General features: G+C 72.2%; 12 protein-coding genes. 11 read left to right on the top strand and 1 reads right to left on the bottom strand.

What is annotated here, in order from left to right:
• The first annotated feature begins 2 nt into the window (after positions 1–2).
• A complete protein-coding gene (locus AC156L_RS14100) occupies positions 3–989 on the top strand; it encodes a YeiH family protein (RefSeq protein WP_330877850.1) in 987 nt (328 codons plus the stop codon).
• Between the two features lie 6 nt (positions 990–995).
• Here AC156L_RS14100 and AC156L_RS14095 read toward each other — a convergent pair whose 3' ends face one another.
• Entirely contained in the window at positions 996–3,731 is a 2,736-nt protein-coding gene (locus AC156L_RS14095) for an AfsR/SARP family transcriptional regulator (protein WP_330877851.1), read from the bottom strand.
• A gap of 155 nt (positions 3,732–3,886) precedes the next feature.
• On the opposite strand from AC156L_RS14095, the gene AC156L_RS14090 reads away from it, so the two are divergent.
• The 10 genes from AC156L_RS14090 (at position 3,887) to AC156L_RS14045 (ending at position 13,916) form a co-directional block, all read left to right on the top strand.
• Positions 3,887–4,285 carry a hypothetical protein gene (locus AC156L_RS14090; protein ID WP_330877852.1) on the top strand — a complete coding sequence of 133 codons (399 nt, stop codon included), beginning with the start codon at positions 3,887–3,889 and terminating at the stop codon, positions 4,283–4,285.
• Positions 4,286–4,305: 20 nt separating this feature from the next.
• Positions 4,306–6,126: a PPE domain-containing protein gene (locus AC156L_RS14085; protein ID WP_330877853.1), complete on the top strand. Its 1,821-nt coding sequence runs from the start codon at positions 4,306–4,308 to the stop codon at positions 6,124–6,126.
• Positions 6,123–6,899 carry an ESX secretion-associated protein EspG gene (locus AC156L_RS14080; RefSeq protein WP_330877854.1) on the top strand — a complete coding sequence of 259 codons (777 nt, stop codon included), beginning with the start codon at positions 6,123–6,125 and terminating at the stop codon, positions 6,897–6,899. Before AC156L_RS14085 ends, AC156L_RS14080 begins: the two co-directional genes overlap by 4 nt.
• Before the next feature lie 26 nt (positions 6,900–6,925).
• Positions 6,926–7,489, top strand: coding sequence for a YbaB/EbfC family nucleoid-associated protein (locus AC156L_RS14075; protein WP_330877855.1), 564 nt, complete (start codon positions 6,926–6,928; stop codon positions 7,487–7,489).
• 70 nt (positions 7,490–7,559) lie between these two features.
• Positions 7,560–8,423, top strand: coding sequence for a WXG100 family type VII secretion target (locus AC156L_RS14070; RefSeq protein WP_330877856.1), 864 nt, complete (start codon positions 7,560–7,562; stop codon positions 8,421–8,423).
• 41 nt (positions 8,424–8,464) lie between these two features.
• Positions 8,465–10,669 carry a hypothetical protein gene (locus AC156L_RS14065; RefSeq protein WP_484406904.1) on the top strand — a complete coding sequence of 735 codons (2,205 nt, stop codon included), beginning with the start codon at positions 8,465–8,467 and terminating at the stop codon, positions 10,667–10,669.
• Positions 10,670–10,748: 79 nt separating this feature from the next.
• Positions 10,749–11,345 carry a YbaB/EbfC family nucleoid-associated protein gene (locus AC156L_RS14060; RefSeq protein WP_330877858.1) on the top strand — a complete coding sequence of 199 codons (597 nt, stop codon included), beginning with the start codon at positions 10,749–10,751 and terminating at the stop codon, positions 11,343–11,345.
• 52 nt (positions 11,346–11,397) lie between these two features.
• Positions 11,398–11,697, top strand: coding sequence for a type VII secretion target (locus tag AC156L_RS14055; RefSeq protein ID WP_330877859.1), 300 nt, complete (start codon positions 11,398–11,400; stop codon positions 11,695–11,697).
• Positions 11,698–11,699: 2 nt separating this feature from the next.
• Complete coding sequence (locus AC156L_RS14050; RefSeq protein ID WP_330877860.1) at positions 11,700–13,310, top strand: hypothetical protein; 1,611 nt, start codon at positions 11,700–11,702, stop codon at positions 13,308–13,310.
• Between the two features lie 120 nt (positions 13,311–13,430).
• Positions 13,431–13,916: a hypothetical protein gene (locus AC156L_RS14045; RefSeq protein WP_330877861.1), complete on the top strand. Its 486-nt coding sequence runs from the start codon at positions 13,431–13,433 to the stop codon at positions 13,914–13,916.
• Positions 13,917–14,836: the final 920 nt, after the last annotated feature.

Raw genomic sequence — 14,836 nt, 5'->3', positions numbered from 1 at the left:
CGGTGCTGGAAACCAAGCGGTCCCGCCTCGCCCGCACGGCGCCGGGGCTCCTGCTCTCGCTGGCGGTCGCGGCGGTCGCCACCGGGCTCGGCGCGGTGGTGCCGGTCGTCGGCGGCCCGGTCTTCGCGATCGTGCTCGGCGCGCTCGCCGCTGCCCTGGTGAAACCCCTCCAGGACCCCCGCTGGGCCCCCGGCCGCGCGACGGCGTCCACCACGGTCCTCCAGCTGTCCATCGTGGTCCTCGGCACGGGCCTCCAGGTGCGCCAGGTGGTCCGGGTCGGCACCGAGTCGCTGCCCGTCATGCTCGGCACCCTCGCCGTCGCGCTCGGCGGGGCGTGGCTGCTCGGCAGGCTGCTGGACGTCCGCGGCGACACCCGGACGCTGATCGGCGTCGGCACGGGCATCTGCGGCGCGTCGGCCATCGCCGCCACGACCGCCGTGCTCAACCCGAAGCAGACCCACGTCGCCTACGCGCTCGGCACGATCCTCACCTGCAACGTCGCCGCCGTCCTGCTCTTCCCGCCGATCGGCCACCTGCTCGACCTGAGCCCGCACGCGTTCGGCCTGTGGGCGGGCACCGCGATCAACGACACCTCGTCCGTCGTCGCCGCCGCGTACGCCTACGGCGGCGACGCGGGCGAGTACGCGCTGGTCGTGAAGCTGACCCGCACCCTGATGCTGGTCCCGGTGATCGCGTTCCTGGCGATCAGGGCGAACCGCCGCGGCGCGCTGCCGTGGCACCGCGTGGTCCCGCCGTTCCTGCTCGGCTTCGTCGCCGCGGTCGTCCTCGGCAGCCTCGGCGTCGTCCCGGCGGGCGTCTCGGCGCTGGGCCCGTTCCTGATCACCACCGCCCTCGCGGGCATCGGTCTGTCCCTGCGCCCGAACGACCTCCGCCGGGCGGGCGGCGCTCCGCTGCTGCTCGGCGTCCTGCTGTGGCTCGCGGTCGCGGGCAGCAGCCTCGGCCTGCAAGCCCTCACCGGCACCCTCTGACCCCGCCTAGCCCGCCGCGGGCTCCCGCCGCGCCAGCTTCGCCGTCAGCTCCTCCGCGTCCGCCAGCCGGAGTTCCCGGTACAGCCGGACCGCCGCCTGCCAGTGCGGCGTGGCGACGTGCGCCCCGCCGATCTGCTCCAGCGCGTCCCCGATGGCCCGGTGGCACGCCGCCGCCTGGTACTGGTCGCCCAGCTGCTCCGCGAGTTCCAGACCGTCCACCTGGAACTGGAGGGCCTCGGCGGTCCGCCCGAGCTGCCACAGCGCCGACCCCGCCGTGTGCAGCGCGGTCACGTGCGACGTGGACAGCGCCACCGACGCGAGCAGCCACAGCGCTTCCTTCATGCACTGGAGCGCCTCGTCGGCCTCGTTCATCCCGAGCAGCACGTTCGCCAGGTTGTTCAGCACGGTGGCCTGCGCGCGGACGTCGCCGATGTCGCGGGCGACGGTCAGCGCCTCCGTGGTGCGGTCCCGCGCCTTCTCGAACTCGCCCGCCGCCAGCAGGCTGTAGCCGAGGCTGTCGAGCGCGGCGCACTCCAGGTGGGGGTCGCCCGCCGCGAGCTGGACGGCCCGCGAGCTCTCCCACACGGCGTCCTCCAGCCTGCCGAGGTCGGCGAGGGTGGCGCTCATGCGCAGCAGCAGCATCGCCTCGGCGTGCGAGTCGTCGAGCGCCCGCGCGGCGTGCAGGCCGACGCGGAACGCGTTGAGCCGGTCGACCCGGTTGCCGCGCCGGAAGTAGAACGCGTCCAGGCACAGCGCGAGCTTCCACGTCCGCTCGTGGTGGCGGTTGTTCGCGGCGATCTCCAGGACCAGCCGCAGGTTCGCCTCCTCCAGGGTGAACCAGTGCACGGCGTCGTTGTGCGAGGACAGCACCGGGAAGCTCGCGGGCGGGTGGACGGGGTCGCCGAACGGCCGCACGTGGTCGGCGAGGTGGGCGCGGGCGGTGTCGGCGACGTGCAGGTAGTAGTCGAGCAGCCGTTCGGTGCTGACGGCGTTGTCCTCACCCGGCTCGGTGGCCACGAGGTGCCGCGCGAACAGCCGGACCAGGTCGTGCCGGGAGTACCGGTCGGGCGTCGACTCGTGCAGCAGGTTCGCGTACGCCGCCGTGCGCAGGTGGGTGCGGGCGGTGGCCACGTTGATGTCCAGCAGCGCGGCGGCGGCGTAGCAGTCGAGGTCGGTTCCGGGGTGCAGGCCGAGCCTGCGGAACATCCGGGCCGCGCCCTCGGGGAGCTCCCGGTAGCTCACGGCCAGCGCGGCCCGCACGCCCCGCCGGGCCTCGGGGAGGGACAGCGCGGCCAGCCTGCTCTGCTCGTCGTGCAGCTCGTCCACCAGCGACCGGATCGTCCAGCGCGGCCGTGAGGTCAGCCGGGCGCCCGCGATGCGCAGCGCGAGCGGCAGCCGGTCGCACAGCTCCACCAGCTCCGCGGTCGCCTCCGGTTCCAGGTCCGTGCGCCGCCGTCCCAGCATCCCGACGAGCAGGTCGGCCGCCGCAGTCCTTTCCAACGTTGTAACAGGCACCACCGACGCGCCCTCGGTGACCACGAGGTCGTTCAGCCCGTGTCTGCTGGTCACGAGCACGAGGCAGTGGGCCGACCCCGGCAGCAGCGGCCTGACCTGACCGACCGAGCGGGCGTTGTCCAGCACGACCAGCACCCGCTTGTCCGCCAGCAGCGACCGGTACTGGGCCGCCTGCTCGTCCAGGGTGCTGGAGATCTGCGAATCGGCCAGGCCCAGGGTGCGCAGGAACCCCATCAGCGCCGTGCGCGGGTCCACCGGCTCGGTCTCGTCGAACCCGCGCAGGTCGAGGAAGAGCTGGCCGTCGGGGAACCCGGGCGCCACCCGGTGCGCCCAGCGCAGCGCCAGCGCCGTCTTGCCCACGCCGGGCGGCCCGACCAGCAGGCCGATCGCGGAGTCCTGCCCGGTCAGGCAGTCGTCCAGGTCCGCCAGCTCCGTCTCGCGCCCCACGAACCCCCGGTGCTCGCGCGGCAGCTGCGCGGGCCCGCCCGCGACCTCCGGCGGCTCCTCGACCGCCAGCACCGCCTGGTAGGCGGCCCGCAGCTCGGGGCCGGGGTCGACGCCCAGCTCGTCCACCAGCCGCTTCCTGGTCCGGTGGAACAGGGCCAGCGACTCGGCCTGCCGTCCCGCTCGGTGCAGGGCGAGGACCAGCTTGGCGACCAGCGGCTCGCGCAGCGGGTAGCTCTCCGCGAGCGGCGCCAGCGCCGTCACCGCGTCGCCCGCCCGGTCGAGGCGCAGCAGCCGCTCGGCCATGTCCTGCACGGCCACCAGCCGCAGCTCCTCCAGCTTCGCCGCGGTCGCCTCGCCGAGCCCCGGTGACGGCACGTCGGTGAGGAACGGACCGCGCCACAGCTTCAGCGCGGCGGTGAGCTGCTCGACGGCGGTCTGGTCGTCGACGGCCTCCCTGGCACCGCGCACCAGGTCCTCGAAGACGAAGACGTCGACCGCGCTCCGCTCGCCCTCCAGCAGGTAGCCGGGGGCGCGGGTCACCAGGTCGAGGCCGGGTCCGAGCACCTTGCGCAGCTGGGCGACGTGGCCCTGGAGAGCGGCCTTCGCCTGCGGCGGGGGAGCGCCGTTCCACACGATCGAGAGCAGCCGATCACCTGAGACGACCCTGTTCAGCTCGAGCGCCAGTGCCGCGAGCACCGTGCGGCGCTTCGCCGCCCCCAGTTGCACCGGGGCGCTGCCAGCGGAAACGAGCTCAACAGTGCCGAGCAGGTTCACCCGCATCCGGAATTCCTATCGGCCATAGATGAAGTTCTCCGTGGAAATATTGGCACAGCGCCTGCCGCTGACCGCGTTGGAGACACGTTGGTGTGGCGTTGGCGGTTCACCGGAGGCTGGACCCACCACCGGAGAACCGTGCCCGCAGGGGGACACCCGCAATGCAGAACACGAATGAGACGACGCCGCCCCCGACCATCAACGGTCAAGCGATCGAGCTGCGAGAGAACATCAAGTCCGGCAAGGTCATGCTGGACCCCGTCACGGGCGAGGAGCTGCGGAAGCTGCTGCGCGAGCAGGTCGAGCAGGTCGACTCCTGGCTCGCCCGCGCGGGCAGGCTGGCCCGCCCCGCCCCGCTGGGCGCCAACCCGGTCAGCGACGCGATGTCGAACAAGTTCGAGTCCCGCGCCGAGGGCGACCCGCTGTCGTTCGTGAACGTCATGACCGCGTACCGCAAGGTGTTGCAGGACACGCACGACCAGGTCAGCGCGGCGATCACCAAGTACCAGCAGGTCGACGAGGACCACCGTGCCGCACTGACCAAGCTCGAAGGCATCTGAGGCGAGAGGCGCACCGCATCATGACTCCCGAGGTCGACCCGGTCCTCAAGGACACGCAGAACTGGGAATCGCACTCCCACCGCACCCTCTACGAGTCCGTGCACATCAACAACGACCCCGGCCAGTCCGGTGAGATCGGCTCCGAGTGGGCGCAGTTCGCCACCGAGCTGGCCGAGTCGGCGCAGGTCATCACGGAACGCATCGTGGCGACCGAGAGCGGCTGGACCGGTGACTCGGCCGACGGGGCGCGGACCGCCATCAAGAAGCTCTCCGACTGGATCTCCGGCACCGCGCAGACGGCGGGCCAGGTCGGCGACCGGGTCATCGACCAGGGCCGCGTCATGCAGGACGCCCGCGCGAGCATGCCGGAACCGCTCGAGTTCACCTGGAACGGCGCCACCGCCGCGATGGTCGGCGGCGGGATCTCCACCCTGCTCACGTCCACGGCCGACGTGCAGGCCGCCAGCGCCGCGGCGCAGGCCGCCAAGGAGCTGGCCGTCACGGTGATGACGAACATGGAGGCGAACTCCCGCGCGATCGACCAGACGACGCCGGTGTTCACCGCCCCGTTCAACCCGGTCACCGGTCAGACCGAGGAACCGCAGGTCGTGACCATGCGCGGCGTGCAGGCGCCCACGGCGGGCGGCGCGGTCGACGGGCTGGCGATGCTGACCCCGACGCAGCAGGGCCGGATGCTGCCGGACGGCGTGGAAGCCGGGGTGGCGCAGGCGCGGCAGGCGGGCCTGGAGCCGGGTGCCGGGCAGCAGGGGGCCTACACGTCGGACGGGAGCACGGCGGCGGCCGCCGCGATGGCGCCGGTCATGCCCGCCGCCTCGTTCGACGGCGGCGCGTACGGCGCGGGCGGTGCCGGTTCGGGCGGTTACGCGGGCGGCGCGGGTGCCGGTGGTTACGCGGGCGGCGCCGGTGGCGCGGGCGGCTTCGCCAGTGGCGGCTTCGCGGGCGGCGGCGCTGTCGCCGCTGGTGGCGGTGGCTACCGGGGTACCACCGGTGGCAGCGGCTCCGACGACTTCGAGTCGTACCGGCCTGCCGGGACGACCACGGCCGCCGACGCGGCGGCGTCGATCCCCGTCGCGAACCCGTACTCCCCGTCGGTGGGCGGCGGCTTCGGCGGCGCGGGCGGGTCCTCCGACCCGAACTACGCGGGCGGCGGCGCCGGGTACGGCGGTGGCTTTTCGGGCAACGGCGGAAAGGGCTCTGCCCCTTCGCGCAATCCTGCCCCCGGAACTGCGGGCAACCCTGCCGGTTACCTCGGCGCCCCCGGCGCCAGGCCTCCCGGCGTGCCGATCGAGGGCATCGGCGGCGCGGGCTCGCCCGGCCGTCCCGGCTTCGGCGGCGCCGGCGGCTTCGGCGGTGGCGCGGGCGCCGGTGGGTTCGGCGGCGGAGCCGGAGCCGGTGGCTTCGGTGGCGGCGCGGGCGCCGGTGGCTTCGGTGGCGGCGCGGGTGTCGGTGGCGGCGCGGGCGGCGGCTTCGGCGGTGGCGGTGGCGCGGGTGGCGGCTTCGGCGGCGTCGGCGGTTCCGGCGCGGCGGGCGGCGGTGGCCAGATGGCCGCGGGCGGCTCGACCGGCGTCGTGCAGCCGGGTCGCGGTCCGGTGCCGACCGGCGCGTACCCCGTCGGCGGTGTCGGCGGCGCGGGCATGACCGGCACGCCCATGGGCGGCGCGCCGATGGGTGCCGGCGCGGGCGGTCGCCAGGAGGACAAGGAGCACAAGGCCGCCTCGTACATCATGGGCGGTGACCTCTTCGACGTCCCCGGCGAGAACCTGCCGCCGTCGGTGATCGGCGGCGTGAAGCCGAAGAAGAAGAGCGGTGAGCAGTCTTGATCACCCCCGAGTTCCTGCTGAGCCCGGCTGAACTGGACGTGCTCTGGCACGACCTCGGACTCGGCAGGCTGCCGTACCCGCTGGACGTCCCCAGCTTCGGCAGCACGATGGAGGAGCGGGCCCGGCTGCGGCTGGACGTGCTCGACGGCCTGCGGCGGCGCGACCTGGCGACCAACGCGCGGTTGCAGGACCTCCTGCGGCTGCTGAGCGACCACGAGGTCGCGGTCGACGCCGTGGCCAACATGGAGCGGCGGCCCGTGCGGGCCGTCGCCGCCTCGGACGGCAGCCAGGCCGTGCTCGCGATCATCGACGAGGAGCAGATCGGACTGGTCGAGGTCCGGCCCACGGCGTTGGCGAAGTCCATCGTCGGCGTGCTGACCGACGCCTCGGCTGGGCCGGGCAGCGCGCTGTCGCTGCGGCTGGAGACGTTGGCCTCCGCCGTGGCGATGCACGACGAGCCGGACGAGTCCGACGACCCGTGGGGCGACGACGACCTGGACGAGAAGCAGGCCCTCCAGCGCGCGGGACTGTCCAAGCAGGACGCCTCCGTCATCAGCGAGCTGGCGGAGAACCGCGTGGCGGGCGGCCAGTTCGGGGTCACCCGCCGCGGTGGCAACCGCTACCGCACCGAGCGGGCCGGGGTGTTGATCAACTGGTTCGACACCCCGCAGGGGCGCTACCTGATGGTCCGCGAGAACGGTTGGCTGAGCCTGTCGCCGACCGACAACGAGCGGATCGCGAACCGCATCGACTCGGTGCTGACCTCGGTCTGAGGTCTGTTCGACACGAGGGGGAAGACGTGGACCCGGACCAGTGGCTGAAAGACGTGGAGACGCGGCTCTCCGACCTGAGGCAGAAGTCCGAGGTGCTGGTGGAGAACCTCGCGACGGCCACTGCGACCGCGACGTCCGGGGACGGGGCCGTGACCGTCACCATCGCGCCGAGCGGCGCGCTGCAGAACCTGGAGCTGACGCAGCGCGCCGCGGGCATGAGCCCCGGCAAGCTCACGGCGTCGATCATGGAGGCCGTCCGAAGAGGACAGCGGGCGGCGTCGGCGAAGATGGCGGAGGCGTTCGCCCCCCTCGGCGGCGGCACCGAGTCGATGGACCTCGTCCGGAGCTTCCTACCGCCCGCGGAGGACGAAGGTGAAGAGGAGAACGAGGAGCGCGACCTCAAGGCGGTCGACGCCCTCGACGAAGAACCCGCGCCGCCGCGGCCGTCCTACCCGCCGCGGCCCCCAGCGCCGCCGCACCCGCCTGCGTACCAGCAGTTCGTCCCTCCGCCACCCGCGCAGTCGCCACCGCCCGCGCGTCCCGCGCGCGGTCAGGCGGATTTCGAGGAAGACGAGAACCACCCCTGGTGACCGCGCGGCCCCGAGTGCCGCGCTCCCGGTCCCGCTGCCGTCGACGCCGTTCCCCAGGAAGGTCCTGATCATGGTCGATTCGCCCCCCGGCATGGAGATCACCGAGGAGAACAAGTTCAAGGGCTCCTTGTTCATCTCCGCCTACGCCGACCTGATCGAATCGGTCGGCAAGGACGCCGAGTCCGAGACCGAGCAGGTGCTGGACATCACCTTCGCGGCGATCGGTGCGGCGTCGTCGACGGCGATGCTCGCGATCGACCCGTTCGGCACCCTCCTCGGCGCGGGCATCGGCTGGCTGATCGAGCACGTGAGCTTCCTCAAGGAGCCGCTCGACCAGCTCATGGGCGACCCGGACGAGATCAAGGCCAACGTCGAGGCGACGAAGAAGACCGCGGCGGAGATGGCCGTGCTGGCCGAGACCCACCGCAACACCCTGGCGCAGCCGCAGGGCTGGACCGGCCAGTCGTCCGAGGCGTTCAAGGCCAACATGGACACGCTGGGCCAGGAACTGGACGCGCTCGCCAGCGCGGTGGAGAAGAAGGCGAAGATCGTCGCGATCTGCGGCGTGCTCGTGTCGGTGCTGCGCGACATCATCCGCGACCTGATCGCCCAGCTGCTCGGCTCCCTGCTGGCGGGGGCCATCGCCGCCGCGGCCGCCGCGTTCTTCACCTTCGGCGCCTCGATCGTCGCGTTCGTCGGCGTCGCGGTCGGCAAGGCCGTCGCCCTCGGCGTGAACATCGCCTCGCGCATCGCGCGGCTGGTCGCGGCCATGTCCCGGCAGATGGGCCGGATCAAGAACCTGGACGAGATCACCGAGAACGTCGGCAAGGGCTGGAACCGGTTCGAGGGCGCCGCTGACGTGGCCGAGGTCAGCTACGAGTCCTGGAAGGCCCAGGACAAGGTCGACAAGGCCGTCGACAAGGCGACCGCCTAGCCCTCACCCCCACCCGTCCCCGCGATCCCGAAGGCCCGATCATGGCGCGCAACGGCAGTCCGGACACCACCACGACCAGCAACCCCGGCAGCACCCCGCCCGCGGCACCCCCGCCTCCGCCGCCGTCGGCGCCGACCGGGCCCACCGGCACGGCGGGGTTCTCGCTCGGGGAGTCGTCGATCTCGACCCTCCAGAAGCACGCCACCGACCTGGAATCCCGCTACGAGGGGATTTCGGCTCAGCTGTCGTCGCAGACGCTGGCCGTGAACGCGCTGGGCGTGTTCGGCATCCCCATGGCGGTCGCCGTGAACGGCTCCAACTCCCACTCGATCGACAAGGCCAAGCAGGCCGCGGCGACGATGGGGAAGGTCAACGACGGGCTGAAGGCCACCGCGGAGACCCACACCAAGACGGACCAGTTCGCCGCCGACCAGTTCGGCAAGATCGTCCCGGACAGCGGCGCGAAGAACCCGACGGGCGGTCCCGCCGCCACGCCCAGGACGCCCGCGCCCGCCGGGCCCGAGGTGTCCGAGTTCGACCCGCCACCGGGTGGTCCGCTGGACGCGCCGCCCGCCCAGCAGGGTCCGGCCGGTCCGCAGGTGTCGCAGTTCGAGCCGCCGCCCGGCGGCCCCGTGACCACTCCGCCCGCCGAGCAGGGCCCGGCGGGCCCGCAGGTGTCGCAGTTCGAGCCGCCGCCCGGCGCTCCCGCGGTCACCCCGCCCGCCGCGCAGGGCCCGGCGGGCCCGCAGGTGTCCCAGTTCCAGCCGCCGCCCGGCAACGCGGACACCACCACGACGACCGCCGCGACGCCGCCGCCCGGCGCGCCCCCGATCGCGCCGCCCCCGACCGTCCCCGGCCCGGTCGGCACGCCCCCGCCCAACCCCGGCGCGACCGTCCCCGGCGGGCCTCCGATCGCCCCGATGCCGATCATCCCCGGCGGCTCCCCGAAGGCTCCCGCCGTGCCGCCGACCACCGACACCACCCAGGTGAGCGCCATGTGGCCGCCCGCGGGCCCCCGGCCCGGCGGTGTGCCCTACGTCCCCGGCGCGGCAGGCCCGGTGATGGGTTCGTTCACGCCCACGCCGCCCGCCGTCGACTCGCTGGGCCCCATCGCGGCGAACAACCCGCCGACGAACCCGCGTCCACCGGTGACCCCCAACCCCTACGTGCCTTCGCCGCCCCCGCCGCCCAAGTCGCCCGCCGTCGACTCGCTGCGTCCCGTCGCGGACGCCAACCCGCCGTCGGCGAAGCCGCCCGTGACCCCGCCGCCCGCGTGGTCGCCCCCGGCTCCGCCCGCTGGTGGCGTGCCCGGCTTCGGCGGTCCCAAGGCGGAACCCGCGCCCCCCGTGGTCACGGGTCCCTCCCCGGACGGCCCGCCGAAGGGCACCTTCACGCCACCGCCCGGCGCGAACCCGTTGGGCCCCATCGGGGACGCCAACCCGCCCGGCCACGGCCCGAGGCCCGACCCGGCGGCACCCCCCGGCACGACGCCGACGCCCCCGCCCCCGGGAGCGCCCGGTCTGCTCGACCCGAAGGGCTACCCCGGCGGCGAGAACCTGCCCGACCAGCCCGGTCCCAAGGGCGAGCCCGCGCCGCCCGTCACCACGACCACGCCCGACCCGGCCCTGGTCAACCTGCCGCCGACGCCGCCGAAGGTCGAGCAGGTCATGGCGCCGCCGAACATCCTCGACCTGCTCGACCCCCGCGGGTACCCCGGCAGCGAGAACGCGGACGCGACCGGCCCCAAGGCGGACGGCGCGTGGCCCGCGACCACGATCGACGGCAAGCCGTGGTCCGACCTCCAGACCCTCACGCCGGAGCAGAGCCAGAAGTGGATCGACAACCTGCGCAACATCCTGGCCACCAAGGAGGACGGCGCGTTCTTCTGGTCGGGCAGCGTGTACGACTCCGACGGCAACCGGGTCTCGGTGATGAACGAGGCCGAGTACATGGCGAAGGCCGACGGGCGCAGCACGCTGGAGGGCACGCTGGACGACAAGGGCATCAAACTGCCGTCGTGGGGCAACACCAGTCCCGAGGGCAAAGCCGTGTGGGACAGTGTCTCCGCGAGCCTGGCGCACGGCTCCAGCGGTGACGTCTACGTCCTGCTCGGACCCAGCAGGCGGCCGGACAACGTCTTCCACATGACGGAGTTCCCGATCCTCGAACAGAACCCGAACGTGAACCGCGTGATCGCGATCGACGTGCAGACCAAGGAAGAGACGGTCATCTTCACCCGTCCCTGACCGACCCGAGAGGTAAGACGTGGACCCGCTGGGCCCGATTGACGCGAACCGGATGAAGAACGTGGATCCGGATCAGTGGATGAACGACATGCAGGCGAAGCTCACCGACCTCAAGCAGAAGTCCGAGGACCTGGCGGAGAACCTCGCGACGGCCACCGCGACCGTGACGTCCAACGACGGAGCGGTCAAGGTGACCATCGCGCCCACCGGCGCGCTGCAGAACCTGGAGCTGACCCAGCGGGCCGCGGGCATGAGCCCCGGCAAGCTCACCGCGTCGATCATGGAGGCTGTCCGGAAGGGACAGCAGGCGGCGTCGGCGAAGATGATGGAGGCGTTCGCACCCCTCGGTGCGGGCACCGAGTCGATGGACCTCGTGCGCAGCTACCTGCCGCCCGCGGAGGACGACGACGAGGACGACGTGGAGGAGCGCGACCTCAAGGCCGTGGACGCCTTGGACGACACGCCCCCACCCCCTCCGCCTGCCGCGCCGCCGTACCAGCAGCAGTACCCGCAGCCGCCGTACCCGCAGCAGCCCTACCCGCCGCGGCCCCCGATGCCGCCGCAACCGCCCGCGCACCAGCCGTACGCGCCACCGGCGGCCCAACCGCCGCCACCGCCCGCGCGCCCCACGCGCGCGCAGCCGGATTTCGAGGAAGACGAGAACCACCCGTGGTGACCGAGCGGCCGACCTGCCGCACGGCGCCCGACCAGAGCGGAAGGAACACCTGATGGCTGCTGGATTCGAGGTGAGGCCGGACGACCTCGACACGTTCTCGACGAACCTTCAGTCGTTGGTGGACTCGCTGTCCGAGTCCAAGGACGTCCTCAACGGCGTCCACTTCGATCCGCTGGTGTTCGGCATCATCGGCCAGTTCTTCAGCATCGCGGCCCGCAACAAGGTCGCCGAGGCCAAGGAGGTCATCGGCAAGTACGAGACCGCGCTCTCCACGGCCAAGGACAACACGAAGCTGACCGCCGAGAGCTACCGCATCACCGACCAGGGCAACGCCGACACCTTCAAGGGGTAGTGATGGCCGAAACGGCCACAGAAGAGAAGAAAGACGGCGGAATCCCCGGCCTCACCCTGACCCCCGGCTTCGGCGAGGGCACGGAGTGGGTGGACGGCTTCTCCGGCGCGGGCATGGTCGACACCGTCGCCGGCCTCGTCAAGGCGATCCAGGACGGCAACACGGCGGCCATGGCCGCCTACGGCGTGGGCCTCGGCTTCGACGTCGTCGGCGCCGTGCTCAACCCGTTGGGCGCGCTGCTGGGCGCGGGCGTCGGCTGGTTGATCGACCACCTGTACTTCCTGCGCGAGCCGCTGGACCTGCTGATGGGCGACAACATCGCCGTCCGGCAGGAGACCGAGAAGATCAAGAACGACGCGGACAAGTACCAGGCCCTGGCCACGACCCACGTCGAAGCGCTGAAGAAGCTCGACCCGTGGACCGGCCAGACCGCGGACGCGTTCAAGGCCAGCATGAAGAAGGTCGCCGACGAACTGGCGGCCATCGGCATGGCCATCAACGGCTCGGCCGAGACCATGGCCACGATGGGCGCCTGCGTCACGGCGTTCCGCTCACTGGTCCGCGACATCATCGCCATGGTGATCGGCAACCTCATCGGCGGCGCCCTGGTCGCGGCCGGTCTGGCCCCGTTCACCTTCGGCGCCTCGATCGTCGCGTTCGTCGGCGTCGCGGTCGCCACCGCGCTGGAGGCGCTGGGCCGCATCCTCCGCCACATCACCAACCTCAAGTCCCTGCTCACCGCCAACAAGGCGGCGGGCGACCAGCTCGGCACGGCGCTCACCAAGATCGCCGACGACGCGGGCAGGCTGAACAGGAGCGGCGGCACCACCACGCCGTCCGGCGCACCCCCGGTCGCCCCGCCCGCGAGCAAGCCACCGGAGGTCCCCGGCGGCGGCGCACCCGCTCCGAAGCCCCCGGACACCCCGCCGGCGCCCCCGGTCTCGAAGCCCCCGGAGGTTCCGGGCGGCGGCGCACCGGCTCCCAAGCCCCCGGACACCCCACCGGCACCTCCCGTGTCGAAGCCGCCGGAGGTCCCTGGCGGTGGTGCGCCTGCGCCGAAGCCGCCGGACACGACGGTTCCCGCTGGTGCTCCGCCGGTGTCCAAGCCCCCGGAGGTCCCAGGAGGCGCTCCGAAGCCACCGGGCGGCACCACGACCCCGTCGGGCGCTCCGCCGGTCTCCAAGCCGCCGGAGGTCCCAGGGGCACCCGCCCCGAAGCCCCCGGACCCGAAGCCGCCGACACCCCCGGTCAACCAGCCGCCCAAGTGGTCGCTCCAGGACATCAAGGACATCGCCAACAAGATCAAGAACGGCCGCAAGGACGGCATGGAGCAGTTCGGCAAGTTCGGCAAGGGCAAGCTGGAGGCCAAGCTCACCGGACCGCCGCACAACAAGACGCCCCAGGAAGCCGCCGACATCGCCCGCTGGGTGAAGAACTTCGAAGAACTGGCCGCACCCGGCGGCACGGTCAACGTGGGCGGCAGGGTCGTCGCCACCGGCACCCTGCTCCACCTGGCGCACGAGCTGTGGAAGGAAATGTCCGCCGACGTGCAGAGCCAGAAGGAGAACGAGGACTACATGCAGGACATCAGGGACTACAACAAGACCAAGTAGGCCCCTGACGACGACGGGCGGCCCCGGGCACACTCCTGGGGCCGCCCGTTCGCGTTCCTGAGGTGGCGCTTTCGGCGTTCGTGCCTAGCATTGGTCCGTGCCCGAGCCGGAGGAGCCGCCATGGTGTTCAGAAGCGCCTTCCGCCGCGGCCTGGAGTCCCACGAGGCCCGGATAGCCCACCAGGTCTTCGGCGACGCACTGGACACCAGCGCCCTGAGCTTGGCCGAGGGCGGCCTGCTGGGCAGCTTCGGTGTGGCCCGCACCCTCCCCAGCCTCGTCACGTTCCCCAGGGGAGTCCTCACCACACCCCAGCACCAGGCCAGGTACGAACGCTGGCTAGTGCACGAACTGACCCACGCCTACCAGTACCAGCACGGCCGCAGCGTCCTCAGCCTCCTACCGACGGCGTTCGCGGGCTTCTTCGTCAAGGGCCTCTACGACTACGGCGGCCCCGAGGGCTTGCGCGGGAAACCGTTCACCGCCTTCAACACCGAACAGCAGGCCAACATCGTCGCCGACTACTACTACCTGAGCACCTACGAACCCCACCGCGACCTGTCGGCCTACGAACCGCACATCAACCACGTGCGCTCACAACCAACCTGAACCCGCCGGACTTGCCTGGTAAAAGATCAAGCCCCGAGCGCGTTGCCGCTGCTCAGGGCCTGATTCACCCGGCGAAAGGTGAGTGCCCCCGGCAGGATTCGAACCTGCGACACACGGTTTAGGAAGGCATGACAGACAAGCGGTGTCTCGTACCCCGTGACCTGCGGTCGAGCGGTCTTCCGACCCTCCCACTCGGGATGCCAGTCCGTCATGAGTCCGCAGTCCGCGCACCCACACTCCTGACCTCATCCCGACCCGAAGCCGCTCACACGGCCGGTGGTGTTGGGTCAAGGTAAGCCCTCCAGCCTTGACGCGGCACTGCTGGTCGTCGTCATGCTCACGAGCCGGGGTGACCGCCTGGCCTTCATCTCATCGCCCTGGCCCTCGATGCCGTTCACTCGATCCCGGTGGCAAGGCGGCGAAGCCGTCGCGGCAGTCGAGCGCCCCGCCCCATTCCGCGGTGACCCCACGGCGCTCGTAGGGAGCCTGGACGAACGGCCTCATGGGTCACCAGCTCCTCGGCGGCACCCGGCCCTCAGTACGGCGCTCTGCGCCGCCCGGTCGCCCGGCGCAGCGAAGCGGAGGCCGGGCGTGCCGGGATGGATGCGGCCAAGCTGCCAGCGCAAGGACCCGCACGCGCCGCCGGAGGCGGCGCTCTTGATCCTGTAGAGCCAAAATCGGCAATATCGAGGTTCTCTCGTCGACTGATCGTGTGCTTCGAGCACCGTTCTGCCCGTCCTGCTTGGTCAGAGCTCTCGGTGCGTGCCACTGTGTAAGCGATCAGCCAGCACCAGGAGGGTCACGATGCCCCGGTCTGTCGGTGGACAGAGCTAGCCTCATCTACGGGCAGGACGACCATCGAGGGGACGATGAGCGTGGTTGACGGCAGTGACGGGGCACCTGAGCCCATCATCAACGCT

The organism is Umezawaea sp. (genome assembly GCF_057122925.1).
The sequence above is the reverse complement of the archived record's forward strand: the minus strand, read 5'-3'. Positions and strand labels throughout refer to the sequence as shown.

Coding starts and splice junctions, on each gene's coding strand:
- AC156L_RS14095 (WP_330877851.1), bottom strand. CDS start 3,731: ATGCGGGTGAACCTGCTCGGCACTGTTGAGCTCGTTTCCGCTGGCAGC.
- AC156L_RS14090 (WP_330877852.1), top strand. CDS start 3,887: ATGCAGAACACGAATGAGACGACGCCGCCCCCGACCATCAACGGTCAA.
- AC156L_RS14085 (WP_330877853.1), top strand. CDS start 4,306: ATGACTCCCGAGGTCGACCCGGTCCTCAAGGACACGCAGAACTGGGAA.
- AC156L_RS14070 (WP_330877856.1), top strand. CDS start 7,560: ATGGTCGATTCGCCCCCCGGCATGGAGATCACCGAGGAGAACAAGTTC.
- AC156L_RS14065 (WP_484406904.1), top strand. CDS start 8,465: ATGGCGCGCAACGGCAGTCCGGACACCACCACGACCAGCAACCCCGGC.
- AC156L_RS14060 (WP_330877858.1), top strand. CDS start 10,749: ATGAACGACATGCAGGCGAAGCTCACCGACCTCAAGCAGAAGTCCGAG.
- AC156L_RS14055 (WP_330877859.1), top strand. CDS start 11,398: ATGGCTGCTGGATTCGAGGTGAGGCCGGACGACCTCGACACGTTCTCG.
- AC156L_RS14050 (WP_330877860.1), top strand. CDS start 11,700: ATGGCCGAAACGGCCACAGAAGAGAAGAAAGACGGCGGAATCCCCGGC.
- AC156L_RS14045 (WP_330877861.1), top strand. CDS start 13,431: ATGGTGTTCAGAAGCGCCTTCCGCCGCGGCCTGGAGTCCCACGAGGCC.